Source organism: Buttiauxella cochleicola (assembly GCF_021282435.1).
GTDB classification, from domain to species: Bacteria; Pseudomonadota; Gammaproteobacteria; order Enterobacterales; family Enterobacteriaceae; genus Buttiauxella; species Buttiauxella massiliensis.
In genome coordinates, this window is record NZ_JAJSOT010000006.1 from 313,022 (window position 1) to 330,501 (window position 17,480).

At 52.2% G+C, this 17,480-nt stretch carries 11 protein-coding genes and 2 other RNA genes; all 13 read right to left on the reverse strand.

Translation table 11 applies throughout. From position 1 onward, the window contains the following. Position 1: 1 nt before the first annotated feature. A complete protein-coding gene (locus LVQ77_RS16040) occupies positions 2–3,850 on the reverse strand; it encodes a cellulose biosynthesis protein BcsC (protein ID WP_232904963.1) in 3,849 nt (1,282 codons plus the stop codon). A gap of 11 nt (positions 3,851–3,861) precedes the next feature. After that, the gene (gene bcsB / locus LVQ77_RS16045) at positions 3,862–6,252 is read right to left on the reverse strand and encodes a cellulose biosynthesis cyclic di-GMP-binding regulatory protein BcsB (protein ID WP_232863955.1); all 2,391 of its coding nucleotides are present in this window, start codon (positions 6,250–6,252) and stop codon (positions 3,862–3,864) included. Continuing rightward, positions 6,249–8,369: a UDP-forming cellulose synthase catalytic subunit gene (gene bcsA, locus LVQ77_RS16050; protein WP_232863956.1), complete on the reverse strand. Its 2,121-nt coding sequence runs from the start codon at positions 8,367–8,369 to the stop codon at positions 6,249–6,251. Before bcsA ends, bcsB begins: the two co-directional genes overlap by 4 nt. Positions 8,370–8,388: 19 nt before the next feature. Continuing rightward, complete coding sequence (gene bcsQ, locus LVQ77_RS16055) at positions 8,389–9,192, reverse strand: cellulose biosynthesis protein BcsQ (RefSeq protein WP_034460607.1); 804 nt, start codon at positions 9,190–9,192, stop codon at positions 8,389–8,391. Continuing rightward, positions 9,183–9,773, reverse strand: coding sequence for a cellulose biosynthesis protein BcsO (gene bcsO / locus LVQ77_RS16060; RefSeq protein ID WP_232863957.1), 591 nt, complete (start codon positions 9,771–9,773; stop codon positions 9,183–9,185). The genes bcsQ and bcsO overlap by 10 nt, the downstream gene beginning before the upstream one ends. Before the next feature lie 614 nt (positions 9,774–10,387). Beyond that, positions 10,388–10,705, reverse strand: coding sequence for a type II toxin-antitoxin system RelE/ParE family toxin (locus tag LVQ77_RS22380; protein WP_370645048.1), 318 nt, complete (start codon positions 10,703–10,705; stop codon positions 10,388–10,390). Between the two features lie 76 nt (positions 10,706–10,781). Further along, the gene (dppF, locus tag LVQ77_RS16065) at positions 10,782–11,786 is read right to left on the reverse strand and encodes a dipeptide ABC transporter ATP-binding subunit DppF (protein ID WP_232863960.1); all 1,005 of its coding nucleotides are present in this window, start codon (positions 11,784–11,786) and stop codon (positions 10,782–10,784) included. Then, entirely contained in the window at positions 11,783–12,766 is a 984-nt protein-coding gene (dppD, locus tag LVQ77_RS16070) for a dipeptide ABC transporter ATP-binding protein (protein WP_064514762.1), read from the reverse strand. Before dppD ends, dppF begins: the two co-directional genes overlap by 4 nt. An 11-nt stretch (positions 12,767–12,777) precedes the next feature. Next, the gene (gene dppC / locus LVQ77_RS16075; RefSeq protein WP_232863961.1) at positions 12,778–13,680 is read right to left on the reverse strand and encodes a dipeptide ABC transporter permease DppC; all 903 of its coding nucleotides are present in this window, start codon (positions 13,678–13,680) and stop codon (positions 12,778–12,780) included. A gap of 9 nt (positions 13,681–13,689) precedes the next feature. Next, the gene (gene dppB, locus LVQ77_RS16080; protein ID WP_232863962.1) at positions 13,690–14,709 is read right to left on the reverse strand and encodes a dipeptide ABC transporter permease DppB; all 1,020 of its coding nucleotides are present in this window, start codon (positions 14,707–14,709) and stop codon (positions 13,690–13,692) included. 113 nt (positions 14,710–14,822) lie between these two features. Beyond that, complete coding sequence (gene dppA, locus LVQ77_RS16085) at positions 14,823–16,430, reverse strand: dipeptide ABC transporter periplasmic-binding protein DppA (RefSeq protein ID WP_064514767.1); 1,608 nt, start codon at positions 16,428–16,430, stop codon at positions 14,823–14,825. Positions 16,431–17,210: 780 nt separating this feature from the next. Continuing rightward, a non-coding RNA gene (locus tag LVQ77_RS16090) (RtT sRNA) lies at positions 17,211–17,324 on the reverse strand. Positions 17,325–17,359: 35 nt separating this feature from the next. Further along, positions 17,360–17,473: non-coding RNA, RtT sRNA (locus tag LVQ77_RS16095), on the reverse strand. Positions 17,474–17,480 lie beyond the last annotated feature (7 nt).

The following is a 17,480-nucleotide window of genomic DNA, read 5'->3' on the forward strand; positions in this document are numbered from 1 at the left end:
ATTAATTATTCCCCAGCAGGTAACGGAAGTAGAGTTGCGCGGTACTTTCGTTGTAATCACCAAAGGTGTCATAGCCAACCTGACCACCAATCGTCATATCTTTATTAACTTTGTAGTCGGCTGCGGCACGCAAGTTATATCCCATACCGCTTTCGCTACTACCGCTGTACCACGCCTCTTTGGCAAAACCTCTGGAGACGTAATCTTCCAGTTGTGATTGCATGGCTGCATCAGTCGGGAAATACGGGCTTTCGTCCTGGCTGTAAGACTGATAACCCAGCGATGCGCCAACAGACATATTCCAGTTATCAAACTTCTGGGTGTAATCCACCGGGAAGGAGACGCTGATATAGTCCTGCGGGCTAAAGTAGCCGCCTTGCCCATAACTGAAGTAGCTAAGGTTTTTCGAGAAGTCCATATACGTCATGCTGATACCGGTTTTCAGCTCGCGGTCATCAGCACGATATGGACGAATATAAACACCCGCGTTGCCGGTGAAGTTGTCGTTGCTCGGTACGTTTTCACCGATGTAGTTATACAGCCCGACACCTGCGTAGAAACCGGCATCACCATCATCGTAGCTCAACTGCGCGCTACCGCCGTTTTTGGTGACCTGGCCCCATTTTTTGCCGCTGTATTTATCTTCCACACCGACATAAGAGAGCAGGCTGTCAACTACCGCACGGCGTTCGCCAGTCAAAATCAATTTCAGGTAGTCAGTCAGTTGTGGTGACCACTGCACGCCACCAACAACAGTATTCAAATCCTGACCTAACGGTGTTGAGCCGACATCAAGTTTGTACTGCTCACCCGTTAACGCCATGGCGACTTCTACGCCCGCAGTGCTTTGCGAGCCTTGTGAAGGCACCTTGATCTTGTCGATATTTGGCAGTTCAGGCGGCGTAGTGGTTGAGGAGTCATACAAATCCTTGGCAACTTCCCCTTGAATTAATGCTCCCGTACCAAAACGACGGCTGGATTCATCTGACGAGCTACCGGCATTCAGACTAATTGGCGTAACGTTAAGATCTAAACGCGAATCGCCAAATGGCACCGTTGACCACTGTAGCGGAGCCTTTATCTCGGTGAGTTTGCTCAGGCCACTTTCGCCATCACGACCGCGTACAGATACCGCACCTCGTGCCCATGTGGCCGTTTTGTCGGTCAACTGCTCCATCATGTTATCCACCTGGCGCAACGTGCCTGCCTGAGCCGTTTCTACCGGCAGATCGGTACGCGTCGTGCCCGGATATGCAGTTTGCGGATTGCGTGCCAGTTGAGCAACTTGCCACGGCATCGCTTCGCCATACAATGAGCTAGATGCGGTGTCTTGCGGGGCGACAGAGGTTTTCGGGGTAAACGGGTTATCCGCCAACGCCAGGCCACCTAATGTCGGAGCAGTGCCATCACCCACACCTTGCAGGCCAAGCAGTTTCCCACGCGCAGTGCGTAAATAGCTCATCGCCTGTTGGTGGTTGCCATCAGCTTCTGCCACACGCGCCAGCAACAGCAAGCGATCCGGCGTTTCATCGTTACGCAAACCAGCCGCTAGCTGCTTCGCTTTATCCACATCTTTGCTGGCGAGTGCGACATCGATAGCGCCCGCGCGTGCATCTTGCTCAGGCGTGTCACGGGTCATCAGGTAGTCGTAAACCACGCCAGCTTCTTTGTTCATTTTGCCGGACTGATACAAACGCGCCATAGCAAACATCAGGTCGGTATTTTGCGGGTCGCTCTGCATGGCGCGGATCAGTTTGTCGTACGCTGCCGCATAATTACCTTGAGTCCGAAGCTGGTCAGCTTCGTTGATCACATAACCATTACGAACGCTGGCAAGCTGTGTCGGCGTGCTGCGCGACTGCAATTCCGGGCTCGCCAGGAACGCCTGCGCTTCACGCCCAAGACCTGCCTGATTAAGGACGGCAATCTGGTCGCCATAATCACCCGCATTGCCCTGTACACCACGACTCATATTGCCGCGCACAATCGCAACGGCGGTACTGACATCACCGCTTTGCGCCAGCATTTTTGCCAGTTTGCCAGCATCTGCCGGGCTTTGCGGTGGACGCGTAGCCAGTGCTTTTAAGGTATTAGCCGCAGCCACGGTATCACCCTGCGCCAGATAACGTTCCGCAACAGACATTTGCAGGTTGTAGTTAACACGCGCCGCAAGTGCGCGCATATCGCTGGTCTGGCTGGAAGCCGGTATCCGCGACAGCAAAGTCTGCGATTGCTGCCAGGCGTTGTTTTCGCTGGCAAACAAAGCGCCTGCATAGAGTTCAGTATTGGAGGCATTCGGCCGGAAAGACGGCGCCATCACGTTGCTGGCTTCCGCGCTGTTGCCCTGTTTTTGTAGCTGGCGTGCTAAATCAAGACGCAACCATGGGTCAGACGGATAGCGTGCGACACCCTGCTGCAAAATGGCGATGGCACGTTGTGGATCGCCATTGGCTGCCGCCTGCTGCGCCTGGCGGCGTACTGGGTCAGTTGGGTTGCCACCGGAAACTCGCGGCTGCAACTTAGCTTGTAAGCTTGCAGGCAAGGTTTGCAACATAGCCTGCGCTTCGGCGGTTTTATTCTGCTCACGCAGCACATAGTAGAGGTTTTCACGGGCCGAGCCGTTATTCGGCAGCTCGTTCAAGATGCCGCGCAGTGTCTGCTCTGCGGCGGCGTAATCTTTATTGTGGCGCTGCACATCAGCACGGAATAATTTCGCCGCGGCACCTCGCTCACCGCTTTGCTGCGCCAGAGGTGCACTCAGTGCCAGCGCCTGGCTGACATTGCCTTGTTTGAATGCCGCCTGAGCGCTCGCCAGTTGCCCGTAGAACGCGGCGTCATCAGCTTGCTGTTTGCGCTCATCCGACTGGTCGCCACCGAGGCTTGCCGCACGATTTAAGTATTCTGATGCAGCGGTGTAATCACCTTTGCGTTGTGCGATGTAACCCATCCCGGCAAGCGCATCGGCATCTTGCGGGTTAGTTTGCAGCACTTGTTCAAACTGGCTTTTTGCCGCGTCAGTATTGCCGCTATTGAGTGCGGTAAAGCCTTCACCTTTCGCTGTACCACCAATACTTTTACGGTAGTGGTCTTGTACCGCTATGTCTTTTGGATGGCGTTGCAGGAAGGTTTGATAATAGGTTTCGTCACTCGCCGTTGGGCCAAGCCACAACAATGCCTGGCGCAGCGATTTATCAGCGTCTGAGCTGCCGCTCGCCATATTCTGCAACAGATCTATCCCTTCACGGCGCGTGCCTTCCTGATAGGTCAGCACTTTGCCGAGCGCAATTTTCCCACCGTTATCCTGTGGGTTTTGCGCGACAAACTGGCGTAAACCCACCACTGCTTGCGGATACAGTGATTTATCACCCGCCATCGTCAGATAATATTCTGGTGCGAGGCTTGGTGGCGGTTGATCGCCATTAAACAAACTGCGCCAGGTGGCAAGTGCGGCGGGAATGTTGCCGCTTCGCGCCTGTTGGCGCGCCAAATCCAACTGCCCACGCGGGATTTGCTGAATTTGTTTCGCATTATCCAGCGCCTGCAAATTGTTATCTTGTGGTGACACCGCCGCGAGGCGTTCGCGCCACTGGGCAGCACCTTTGATATCCCCGGCCTGCTGCGCCCACAACGCCATCAGGTACATCGCCTGCGTGTTATTGGCATCAACCATCAGCACCTTTTGCAGCGCTTCTTTTGCCAGCTCGTCATGCGACTTTTCATGCCAGTAATTGGCCTGGTCAAACAGCGCTTTTAATGCCGGATTGTTTTCCGCGGCCTGGGCGCCGAACGTCAGGCTGCCAAAGAAGCACAGAGTTAACAAGCGACGGGCGGTTTTGTTTTTATGATTCATGAGCACCACCTTTACTTACCATCATCCTGAGGATTAAGACGTTTATGCGCGCGTTTTTTCAGTAAGGCATACAAGCTCAAGCCAATCACTGTGGCGAACAACAAACCTAAAATGGCCAGCAGTGCAGAATGCTGGTTGGCGTACCAGACCACCATCATGTACCAGGGCATTTGGCCGCTTGGGAACTGCTGGCCAACACGGAAGCTACGCACGCCATTTTCATCGGTAATGATTGAGGCATCACCACGAATTCCGGCGTTAATGCGTGCCGAGGCTAAGTCGGTCTGAAGACGTGAAAGCTGTTCGTCAGTGCTGCCAATCGCCATCACCACCACGCGGTCAGGATTCCACTGCGAGCGGAAACTGACAAACCCACGCCATGCCTCGTTAGAGGAGAAGTAACGGTCGGCGGCAATACCGGTCGAGCCCCAGTCGCCTTCAAGCCAGCTCTGTACTTTTTGCCAGATTGAACGCTCCCGCACACCGAATGAGTGTTCGTTGCTGGTAAACGGTGACTGAGCCAGCAGCGTTCGGTTAAAGGTATTTTTGTTGATGGTAGAAACCGCAAGCACGTGGCTTTCTTCGAGGCGTTGCAGGTTGGCACCCGCCGTCGGCACCCCGAACATCACGGCGTTATTGTTAAGCGACGTTCCGGTCGCATTACCTGAACGCGCGGCCATATTCAGAAGTGTGCTGATTTCAGCCTCACCAGGGTTTTCTGGCAGCAACAACACGGTATGCGCGAAGTCAGCAAAGCGCGAGAACGGGAACGATGCACCGACGAAGTAAGACAGATTTGGCAGCAGCGAGAAGTGGCGCGTTTTGCTCAAATCAATCGATGAGTTTTCATCGATACGGCTCTTAATGTTGTTATTGAGCAGTACGCTACACGGTGCCGTTTCTTTGGTCTGGATGTTGAAGTACAACGACAACTGGTTGTCGCCGTAAATCAGGTAAGGCTCCAGCGCCAGGTTGTAATCTTCCTGACGCGCATCGCCGCCCACTTTGCGCCACAGGGTTTCCAGCGCACCTTGCTTGTTTACCGGCAGGTTGTGCAGGAAGGTACCGTTGAAGGTCAGTGAAAGATAAGAACGCTCTTCATCAATCCAGGATTCCGTCGGGAAGCGGTAGCCAATCTTCACGGGAATAGTTTCACCATCCCACAAGAACAGGTCCGGGGCGGCGCGGAAGGCCACACTTAACGGCTCATGCCAGATACCCGTTGCCGTCAGGCTTTGGTCTTTACGCATCAGCTCAGTCAAACGTACCGGACGATCGGTCGGAATCCAGCGCGGCGCGTCATACGCTTTGCTCATCGGGATTGTCTGGTTTTCAACCAATGTGCTTGCAGTTTGCCCCGGGAATTTACCCTGAGTTAAACGCCATGCCGCAGCACGTAATTGCTGGTCTGAATTACCCACAACCAGCAGCAGCTTATAAACCGGGTTGCCTGGGTTATCGATAATTTGCAGCATCGGTTTTTGCGTTTCTGGCAGCGTCAGACCGCCAATCTGCTCACCCGATTTGCCAAACAGAATGCCGTTCTTCTCCGGTAATGTGTCGCGCAATGCGTTAAAGGAGATGCCACGATAGTCCGCCTCAATCCCCAACCAGGAAGCGACTAATGCCGCAGCACTCACTTGCTCTGGTAACGTTTTTGCCGGGAAGGCAAATGTCACGGCAGCCGGAGTCATTTGCATCGCGTCAAAGAACGGGCGCGGGAAATGGCTGAGGTCTGCGCCAATATTGAGCTGTTGCCCTTCCAGATCCAGGCGCGTATTCGGCATGATGGTGACCTGGTATTTTTCAGACAGGTCGCGCAGGCACAGTAAGGCATCGCCATCATTAATTTTGAAGCTGATGTTGTTGCTCGACACCACCATCGCCGCCGGGATTTCCAGCTGATAGCTCGAGACATCGCTATCGGCAGAACCCAGCGGAACAGTCCCTAGCGGCTGTCCATTCATCATCAACTGCAATGTCGTATTTCGTGCCGCCATTGCCGGAGACACTTTTAGGTTCAGCGCCAATTGTGCATTAGTAATGACCTGATCCGAGGGCAGCGTGAAATCAATCCCCGCCTGCAACTGGCCACCGCTGAGCGTAATACCACGCGGCTGGCCCATTTGCGCCATAGTAATGCTGCTGACACTCCCCGGAACAAAGACCGATGGTGTCGCCGCAGGAGCAGGAGCCGGCGTTGGAGCTTGCACAGGATCGGGAACAGGCACCGTTTCTGGTGCTGGCATTGAATCTTGCGACTCCACGGCATCTTGCCCCGGAGCCGGTAAATCTACCGGAAGCAACGACTCCACTGTCGTAGGCTCTTCGGCCATAATCGGTGAAGTCAGTACACTAAATGCGAGCAACAACTGACAAACTTTATAGGTCATCCGTTTCATGCAACATTGTCCTCGCCGGCTGCTGCCATACGTCTTGCTTCTTCCTGACGTAAACGGCGATTTTCGCGGCGTGATTTCCACGTCAGCCAGAACAGGTCAAATACACAACGAATAATGATTAACAGGGAACGGAATGGGTTGTCCTGCGGCTTTGGCGGGTTAATCCACGCATCAGCACGCGCCAGAACCACACGCACCAGTTCCCGGCGACGGTCCAGAGGGATCTCTTCAAACTGCAGGCGAATCGCCTGTTCGTCGCTGGCAACCACTTGCACCGGAATACTGATTGAACCGGATTTCAGTTGCAGCTCGATCTCTTCAATTTCGTCAGTGAGGTGTCGGTCATCCGGCACCGCAATTCGGCAGCCGCCCATCGACAAATCGAGCGTATTACTGCGCGATGAGATACCGCTGGCGTAGTGAATAACGACAGGCACTTCGACATCAATACGGATGGTTTTACGCGTCTGGCGCGTTTCACGGGCTACCGCAATGGCCGCCAGCAAGAACACCAGGCTATACAAGCCCCAACCAACGTTGAGCGCAATTACGTTCGGGTCGACACCAAAGTAGTCATGCGCACAGGCGCGCACTATCCCGGCTATGACCGCCACCGTCAGCAACACCGCGATAATCACATGAGGCCGCACCACGCTGAAATCGAAGTAACCCACGTTCAGCAGCGCACCTTTGTCCGTCACGTTGAACTTGCCACGTTTCGGGAAAATCATCGTGATAACCGTTGGCAAAACCAGGTGGAACGCCAGCACCAGGTCGTAAATCTCACCCCAGAAGCTATAGCGGTAGCGCCCATTCATTCTCGAGTTAAGGTAGATGGTTAGCAGCAAATGCGGCAACGCATAAGCAAAAATCAGGCTCGCCGAGGAGTGAATGATATTCAGGTTAAACAGCAAATACGCCAAAGGTGCGGTGAGGAACGCCACACGCGGCAAAGCGAACTGGAAGTAGAGCATCGCACTGAGATAACAGCAGCGCTGTTGCCACGTCAGGCCGCGGCCAAACAGCGGGTTATCCATACGGAATATTTGCGTCATGCCGCGCGCCCAGCGGGTTCGCTGAATCACGTGCAGCACCAGACGCTCAGTCGCAAGCCCTGCCGCCAGCGGAATATCCAGGAACGCGGATTTCCAGCCAAGGCGCTGCATCTTCAGTGCGGTGTGGGCATCTTCAGTGACGGTTTCAACCGCAAATCCACCAATCTCTTCAAGCGCGCTGCGACGAATAACGGCACAAGAACCGCAGAAGAACGTTGCGTTCCAGTTATCGTTGCCTTGCTGAATCGGGCCGTAGAACAGCGAACCTTCGTTAGGAATATTGCGTCCACCCGATAAATTGCGTTCAAACGGATCGGGTGAATAGAAGTAGTGTGGCGTCTGCAACAGTGCCAGTTTTGGATCTTTCAGGAATGCGCCAACCGTCGCTTGCAGGAAAATACGCGTAGCAACGTGGTCACAGTCAAAGACCGTAATCAACTCGCCTTTGGTCAGCTTCATGGCATGGTTGAGGTTACCGGCTTTGGCATGCGAGTTGTCGTTTCGCGTGATGTAACCCACGCCGACGTCTGCCGCAAAAACCGCAAACTCACGCCGCTTACCGTCATCGAGCAGATAGATTTTTATCTTGTCGCGCGGGTAGTCGATGCACTGCGCGGCAAGGACGGTATCGCGCACCACTTCAAGGCTTTCGTTATAGCTGGGAATATAAACGTCCACCGTCGGCCAGGTCGACGTATCGGCTGGCAACGGCACGATGCCCCTTTTTAGCGGGAAAGAGGTTTGCAGATAACTGAGTAATAAAATGACCCAGATATAAAGTTCCGCCAAAAATAACCCTATTCCGAGAATGGCTTCTATTTCAGAATTAAAATGCAGCGTTTGGGTGGCTCGAAAATAAATATAACGCGTCGACATCAAGACTGAGACCAGCATCATGATCATCGACACGCTGTGCTTTTTGCTGAAGCCTAATACAAACATTATCGCGAGACTGATAAAGCCAAAGATATACTGCTTTTGGCTGTCCATAGGCGTAATGATGATAAGCACTGCTATTGGTGCTAACACCAATAGCAGTAAATAGAACAGGACCTTTTTCATAGGACATCCTGAATGATTGTCAGAAATTTGATGTTCTTAAGGCGGTATGAACCGCGCCATCACCAATTTTTATACCGAGAAGAGCGGCTACACGTTTACTAATAAGCTCAATATCAAAAGCCGCAGCGGAAGCAGGGCTGAAATCGAATATTGATTGCTGAGAGGCGTTAGCTTCAGCCACACTTTCATCGCGGTTAATAACACCAAGCAGGCGATCGCCAAGACGTTGCTGCATAAATGCAGTTACGTCGCGGCTTATATGACGACGGTTATCACTCTGGTTGAGGACAAAATAATATCCTGCTTTATTGTTTAGCGGCTCGCCAATCAAGCGGTGGTTTTCAATATGCGGCAACAGGGAAAGTGAAGCGGTATCCGCAAGCATCGTCACCAAATGCAAATCGGCCAGATGCGATACGGCTTTCAGCGCAGGATTCGGCCCTGGCGGGAAATCAGCAATAATCACAAGACCTGGATAGTTCAGCAAAGTGCTTAACCCACGTAACAGAAAGTGGCTGTCGTTAGTCAGACGTTGTTCAAACTCAAGTCTTTGATCTTCAGTGACATCACCATATGGCAGCACAAACATATTGCTGCCTGCCGTCAGAACCGACTGGCTCCAGTCTGCAGATTCAATGGCTTTAGCGACATAACCTCGTCCATCAGACAAAGGCACACCAAAGTGCAGGCGCAGCGCGTTCTGCACATCAAAATCAATGGCTAACACTTTGCTACCTGCGCGAGCCAACGCATACGCCAGATTGGCGGTAACCGTGGTTTTTCCTACTCCGCCTTTTGGCGAGCAAACACAGACTAACGGCATGACGCAATCATCTCCAGCAACGGTTGCAGCGGTAAGTCTTTGGCGGGATGACTCCGCGCCGTATTCCCTTTGGCTACGAACAGTTTGTCAAAACGCACGGGCTCGGTTGTGACCGGTGCAGGGGCCTGCGGCGCAGACACGGCGGCAGGTTTCACGGTTTCTTTTATGGGTTCTATAACCGGTTCAGGTGATGCAACCACGGGTGCCAGTTGTTCAAACAATGTATTAGTGGTCGGTTTACCAGGCTCTGGCTGCGAAATCGCAGACTTAGCTTCAGGCAATGCACTATTCAGGCTATTGAGAATCGAACCCTGTGATGCAGTGTTGCTGATAGGTTGTGCTGCAAGCGGCCTGAAGTGGCTGGCATCAAACTCATCAGCCTTCACAGCTTGCGGTGCAGGAACAGAAATACTCCCGGCCTGAGCAAGCACAGAATCATCATCGCCAGTATTCATCAACTGTTTAATTATTGTCCAGTTACTGGTTTCTGACTGTTGATTTTGCGCCGACATATCCTTGAATTCGATAGCGCCTGTGCGGGTCTTATCCTTGAATCGTTGCAAGTCATCATAGTTTTTCATTGCGACACTCATGATTTATAAGACGTTTCGATAAAATAGTTATTCAAAGCTTATACCAATACTATTAAAAAGGTTTTTTAGTTAATGATTTTGGCTTATTGACTTCATGAATAGTTATTAATTGCCATGCGTTATCATTACTTATTTTATTATTCTTTTTTTGATAAATCGACGGCATTTCAAACCAATATATAGGCTCAGGAGGTCATTTCTCCACCTTTTTTTCTTATTAATATCTATCTAAGCATGAAGATGCATAGATTTGTGATTAAACGTCATTTAATTCTGATCGGTAAAGGTAGCAGACTTTGTTTGTGATTCAACACACATAAAGAGTATTTATAGCCCACTAATATTTCATGATGGAAATTAACTTTATAAGGAAAATAAATGTTTCTAGGGAGTTTTGTAGGACAAATACGACAGGATTTGTAGGGATAATATGACAAAAGGAAAGCTCTGGGATTATTTTTGATAATTATCCACTTTGTGTGTGTGGTTAATTTATGAGAATTAAGGAGAAAAAGAAGCTTGTCGCCTTCACCTCAACCCTCCGCTTTGTACGGAACCATAATCCCTGAATTTGGTCGACAGGGGCATGTAATTTTAACGATCTACAGTTCACTAAAATGCACTAACGGCTCCATTTTATGATGCAATATTCTGAGGATAAAAATATCGTTATCGCGGATACGATAGAAGATGGCATGTACGCGGTAGTCCACCCTACGAACACCTTCCGCAATTTCTGAGTTTTCCCGCCCCATTCGCGGCGAATGGACAACCGACAGTAAAACCGAGCGATCGTCGGGAACGAGTCGCGAACGACCCTGAATGTTGGGGAAATAATCGGGGTTTACCGCGCAGCGGCGATTTACTTGCCGGGCGCCCGGGTCGCCAGGGGGCTGGCGTGAGCCACCTGGCACGTTCACCGTTTACAACGGTTACAGAGATAAACAAATGTTCGGGTGAACAGAAAACAACAGAGCTTCCATGCTCACACTCCTGCTACCGAATTTCCCCGTTCTCATCCTGATCAACAGCGAAACACGCCACCAGTTGACCGCCGTACTCTTTCAGCTGTGGTTGCAACTGCGTGCACGGCCCAAAGCGACGGCGGCAGCGGGCGTTGAACGCGCAGCCTGGCGGCGGGTTCAGCGGGCTTGGTAGCTCGCCGGTAAGTTTGATGCGCTCGCGGCGGTCGTCCGGGTTCAGACGTGGAGTCGCTGACAGCAGTGCCTGAGTGTACGGGTGGAGTGGGTTTGAGAAGATCTGATCTTTCGTCCCTTTCTCTACACAGCGTCCCAGATACATCACCATCACTTCGTCGGCAATGTGCTCTACCACGGACAGGTCGTGGGAGATAAACACGTATGACAGCCCCATTTCCTGCTGCAAGTCCATCATCAGGTTCAACACCTGTGCACGCACAGAAACGTCGAGAGCAGAAACCGGTTCATCGGCGATCACTACGTCCGGGTCAAGCATCAGGCCGCGGGCGATAGCAATACGCTGACGCTGGCCGCCGGAGAACATATGCGGGTAGCGGTCGTAATGTTCGGTTTTCAGGCCGACTTTCGCCATCATCGCCAGTGATTTCTCACGGCGCTCGGCTTTACTCAGGCTGGTGTTGATTTGCAGTGGCTCTTCAAGAATTTGCCCCACTTTTTTACGTGGATTCAGCGAGCCGTACGGATTCTGGAACACAATCTGGATTTTCTGGCGACGCAGCTTTTCAGCTGTTTCATCAGGCTTGAGCAGATCCTGGCCCTGATAATACAGTTCACCACCAGTCGGGATTTCGATCATCGTCAGTAGCCGGCCCAGCGTGGATTTACCACAGCCAGATTCGCCCACTACCGCCAGCGTTTTGCCGCGTTCGAGTTCAAACGAAACTCCATCCAGCGCTTTTACCAGGCGTTCCTGGCCGAAAAAGCCTTTCTTCACCGGGTAGTGTTTTTTCAGGTCGATGGCCTGCAACAGAGGTTGCGCGGTGGCCTTATCGGTACTCATAGCGTTGGCCTCCCGGCATCATCGAGTGGGAAGTGGCATTTGGACTGACGCCCGTTATCCACCATATTCAGTTCTGGCTCTATGCTGCGACATTTGTCGGTGGCATACGGGCAGCGTGGGTTGAGCAGGCAGCCGTTCGGACGGTCGTACTTACCCGGAACCACGCCCGGCAACGAGGCCAGGCGCGCTTTGTCCTGCGCAAATTCAGGCAGCGCTCGCAGCAACGCCTGAGTGTACGGATGGCGTGGCGCGCGGAAGATATCTTGCGATGCGCCCGTTTCCACCACTTGTCCGGCGTACATCACGATGATTTTGTGTGCCGCTTCAGCCACCAGCGCGAGGTCATGGGTGATAAGAATCAGCGCCATGTTCTCTTTTTGCTGCAGTTCCAGTAACAGTTCGATGATTTGCGCCTGGATGGTCACGTCCAGTGCGGTGGTTGGTTCATCTGCAATCAGCAGTTTTGGACGACAGGCAATCGCCATCGCGATCATTACACGCTGGCTCATACCGCCGGAAAGCTGGTGCGGGTAAACGTCCAGACGCGAAGCCGCATCGGGAATACCCACCAGGTTCAGCAGGTCGATAGCACGCTGAACACGGGTTTTCTTGTTGCCGCCCTGGTGCACCTTGATAGCTTCCATAATCTGGAAACCAACGGTATAGCAAGGGTTGAGGCTGGTCATCGGGTCCTGGAAGATCATCGCCACTTCGGCGCCCACCAGGTTACGACGCTCTTTCTCAGAAATCTTTTGCAGATCCTGGCCGTTAAACTCCAGTTTTTCCGCCATCACGCGGCCTGGGTAATCAATCAGCCCCATAATCGCCAGCGAACTGACCGATTTACCGGAACCTGATTCCCCAACGATACCGACAACTTCGCCCTGATTTACGCTGTAACTCACGCGGTCTACGGCACGGAACGGTGTCTTTTCGTCGCCGAAATGCACCGATAATTTATTTACATTCAATAACGCCATTTCGTCGCCCTTTACTGCTTGAGTTTAGGATCGAGCGCGTCACGCAGCCCGTCACCCATCAGGTTAAATGCCAGCACCGTCAGCAGGATTGCAACACCAGGGAAGGTGACAACCCACCAGGCACTTTGGGCAAACTGCAACACATCGGAGAGCATGGTGCCCCACTCTGGTGTTGGCGGTTGCGCACCCATGCCGAGGAAGCCGAGAGCGGCCATATCGAGAATGGCGTTAGAGAAGCCAAGGGATGCCTGCACGATAAGCGGTGCAAGACAGTTTGGCAGAATGTTGATGAACATCTGGCGCATAGAACCTGCACCCGCAACGCGCGAAGCGGTTACGTAATCGCGGTTCACTTCCACCAGCACTGCACCGCGCGTCAGTCGCACATAGTGCGGCAAGGCGACGAAAGTGAGCGCCAACGAAGCATTGACTATCGACGGGCCGAAAATCGCCACCAGCACCAGCGCCAACAACAGGCTTGGCAGTGCCAGCATGATGTCGACAACACGCATAATGATGTTATCGATAAGCCCACCGAAGTAGCCCGCAACCAGGCCGAGCACCACGCCCATAATCAGCGACAGCACAACCACCAGACAACCTACCAGCAGCGACAGACGCGCGCCGTACATCAGGCGCGCCATGATGTCGCGGCCAACGTCGTCAGTACCGAGCAGGAACTGCCAGCTTCCGCCATCCTGCCAGACCGGGGGGTGCAACAGTGAGTCACGGAACTGTTCTGCCGGGCCGTGTGGCGCGAGCACGTTGGCGAATATGGCGATCAAGATCATCACGGTGACATACACCAGACCAATGACCGCCCCTTTATTACGTTTAAAGTAGTGCCAGAATTCCTGGAATGGCGTCATTGGAACTGGCGCCGCTACCACTTTGTTTTCAGTTAATTGCGTCATGATGGCCCCTTATTTCTTATGGCGTATACGCGGGTTCACCACGCCGTACAGTAAGTCGACGATCAGGTTCACGAGGATAATCATCGTCGCCACCAACAATACGCCACCCTGTACTACCGGGTAGTCACGACGTTGCAATGCATCAATCAGCCAGCGGCCAAGGCCCGGCCAGGAGAAGATGGTTTCCGTCAGGATTGCACCCGCCAGCAACGTACCGACCTGCAGGCCGATAACCGTTACAACTGGCAGCATAGCGTTGCGCAGCGCATGAACCACGATGACGCGCATACGCGTCAAGCCCTTCGCACGAGCGGTACGGATGTAATCTTCACCGAGCACTTCCAGCATGGATGAGCGGGTCATACGCACGATAACCGCCAGCGGGATCGTACCGAGCACTACGGCTGGCAATATCATATGCATCACTGCATCGATGAAGTCGCCCGGCTCACCCCAAATGGCGGTGTCTATCAGCATAAAACCGGTGAGTGGCAAGGTATCGTCAAGGAATACTGTATCGCTGACGCGCCCTGATACCGGGGTGAGGTTCCAGTAGACGGAAACCAGCATGATTAACATCATACCCCACCAGAAAATAGGCATTGAGTAGCCGGTCAGCGCCAGGCCCACAGAGGTGTGATCGAAGATTGAACCGCGTTTAACCGCAGCCAGAACACCGACCGGAATACCCACGGCAACGGCAAACAACATCGCGCAAACGCCGAGTTCCATAGTCGCTTTAAAACGCGGTACGAACTCGTCCCACACAGGAAGACGGCTTTTTAACGAAATGCCCAGATCGCCGTGCATCACGCCCCAAATATAATGGACGTATTGCTGCCACATAGGCTTGTCGAGGCCAAGTTCAGCCAACAACTGAGCATGACGTTCAGGAGAGATACCGCGCTCACCGGCCATAATCATCACCGGGTCACCGGGAATCATATGCACGAAGGCGAAGGTAAGAAGGGTGATACCGATAAAAGTGGGGATAACTAACCCCAGACGTCGGAGGATGAACTGCAACATAACCCGGATTCTCTGTAGTGACTGAAAGCCTTGCAGCCTTCAGTCTGTATTGCTCACAAATCTTTCACCCTCTCCCCATTGGGAGAGGGAATAAAGCACGCTACTGTTATTTATTATTCGACAGACACGTTCTCAAAGTGGTGTTTGCCCAATGGGTCAACCACATAACCTTTCACTTCTTTGCGCACAGGCTCGTATACCGTGGAGTGAGCAACAATCAGCGCCGGAGCCTGGTCATGCATCACTACCTGAGCTTGCTTGTACAGTTCGATACGCTTGTTGTGATCGTCTGTTGCACGCGCAGGTTGGATCAGGTCTTCAAACGGCTTGTAGCACCAGCGAGAGTAGTTAGAACCATCTTTCGCAGCCGCACAGCTGAACAGAGTCGCGAAGAAGTTATCCGGGTCCCCATTGTCGCCAGTCCAGCCCATCATCACAGCCTGGTGCTCGCCCGCTTTGGCGCGTTTCAGATACTCGCCCCACTCGTAGGTGACGATTTTGGCGGTCACACCCACTTTCGCCCAGTCAGCCTGAATCATCTCAGCCATACGGCGAGCGTTCGGGTTGTACGGACGCTGTACTGGCATTGCCCACAGGTCAACGGTGAAGCCGTCAGCGTGGCCAGATTCTTTCAGCAGCGCTTTAGCTTTCTCAGGATCGTAGGTGTAATCCTTCACGTCATCGTTGTAGCCCCACATAGTTGGTGGGATCAGGTTTTTAGCCGCAGTACCTGCGCCTTGATAAACCGCTTTGATGATCGCTTCTTTGTTCACCGCGTAAGTCAGCGCCTGACGCACTTTCACGTCATCAAACGGTTTCTTCTCGGTGTTGAAGGACAAGTAACCCACGTTCAGGCCAGCCTGTTCCATCAAGTTGATGCTCTTGTCTTGCTTCATGCGAGCGATGTCAGCCGGGTTTGGATACGGCATAACCTGGCACTCGTTTTTCTGCAATTTGGCGTAACGCACGGAGGCATCAGGCGTAATGGAGAAGACCAGACGATCGATCTGCGGCTTGGTGCCCCAGTAACCTGGGAACGCTTTGTACAGAATGCGAGAATCTTTCTGGTATTGCAGCAGCTGGAACGGACCGGTACCGATTGGGTTCAGGTCAGTTTTTTCCGGCGTGCCGGCTTTCATCATGTTGTCAGCATATTCTTTGGAAAGAATAGAGGCGAAGTCCATCGCGAGATCTGCCAGGAATGGTGATTCTGGACGAGTCAGCACGAATTGAACGGTATTGTCGTCCACTTTCTTAATTTCGCTGATCAGGTCAGATAAACCCATGCCTTCGAAGTATTCGTAGCTGCCGCCAGAAACTTTGTGGTACGGGTTGTTGGCATTTTTCTGACGATCAAATGAGAACACGACGTCATCAGCATTCAGATCGCGCGTTGGTTTGAAATCTTTGTTGTCCTGCCACTTCACACCCGAACGAAGGTGGAAGGTATAGGTTTTACCGTCTGCACTGACTTCCCATTTCTCAGCAAGGCCCGGGATAATTTCAGTGGTACCTGTTTTGAACTCGACCAAGCGGTTATAGATTGGCACTGAACTGGCATCGTAAGTTGTACCAGAGGTGAACAACTGCGGGTTAAAACCTTCTGGGGAACCTTCTGAGCAATACACCAGGGTTTTTGCCTGAACGCTAGCTGCTACGGTCAAGGCCACCAGGCTCAGACCAAACTTCAGCATCCCTGACTTCTTCAAGGAAAGACTCATTCTTCTGCTCCGTTGTGATGTTCCCTTTATCTTTCTTGCCACGGCTTTACAGGCTGCCTTTACTCACACCGATCGCTTACACAAGTAAGCTCACAATGATTTGTTCAGTTACCGCAGTGCTGCAGCAAGAAATAATTCGGGGACATATGTCGTGTTGTTTTTTCCGTTAGACCTTTGTTATTTGTGTGCGGTCCGTTCGGTATGCCCGGAGGCGGTAGTGAGGCCAGGTGTTCCTTTCGTCAGGCTAGCTGTGTGGTAGTGCGGACTGTCCATAATTTGCCCCTCACGCCCTACAATCTGTCAATAGATGAGTAAAACGTCAATATAGGTAACGGGGATTTACAACCGAGGTGAGAATCAGCGAACAAAGTTTAAAAAAAGCCAGCCGCTCTGTTTCCAGCAGGGAAATTTATGCTACTGCCATGTAGCCAGAATTATCCACTGATTAAAAGACGAGCGGGAGTGGTATGCAGTTGTGCTATTTCTGTAAAATTTCTTGCCAGATGCTGATTATCTGAACGATAAGTTTTGTGATCCACATCTCTTACAGCGAATCATGCTGGTATGAAACATAAGCAATGGCGTATTAACCCTCGATTTTCCATAACAAAATACGATGGGAAATGTCACAAAAGCATATAAAGACAGATGTTGGACGATGAAGCGGATATTTTTGCAAGATTAGGGATTTAACGTGGGGCGGATGAGCGAGATGTCAGATGCGTGGCGGTAAACTCCAGATGCAAAAAGACCAACCCGAAGGTTGGTCTTTTTTAAATTTGGTCGGCGAGAGAGGATTATTCCCCTGCGGGCCGTTGCTGAAGCAACGTTGTCTCGCTTCGCTCGGCTCAAACCTCCTTCGGAGGTTCTCATCCTCTTCAAACTCCAGATGCAAAAAGACCAACCCGAAGGTTGGTCTTTTCTAAATTTGGTCGGCGAGAGAGGATTATTCCCCTGCGGGCCGTTGCTGAAGCAACGTTGTCTCGCTTCGCTCGGCTCAAACCTCCTTCGGAGGTTCTCATCCTCTTCAAACTCCAGATGCAAAAAGAC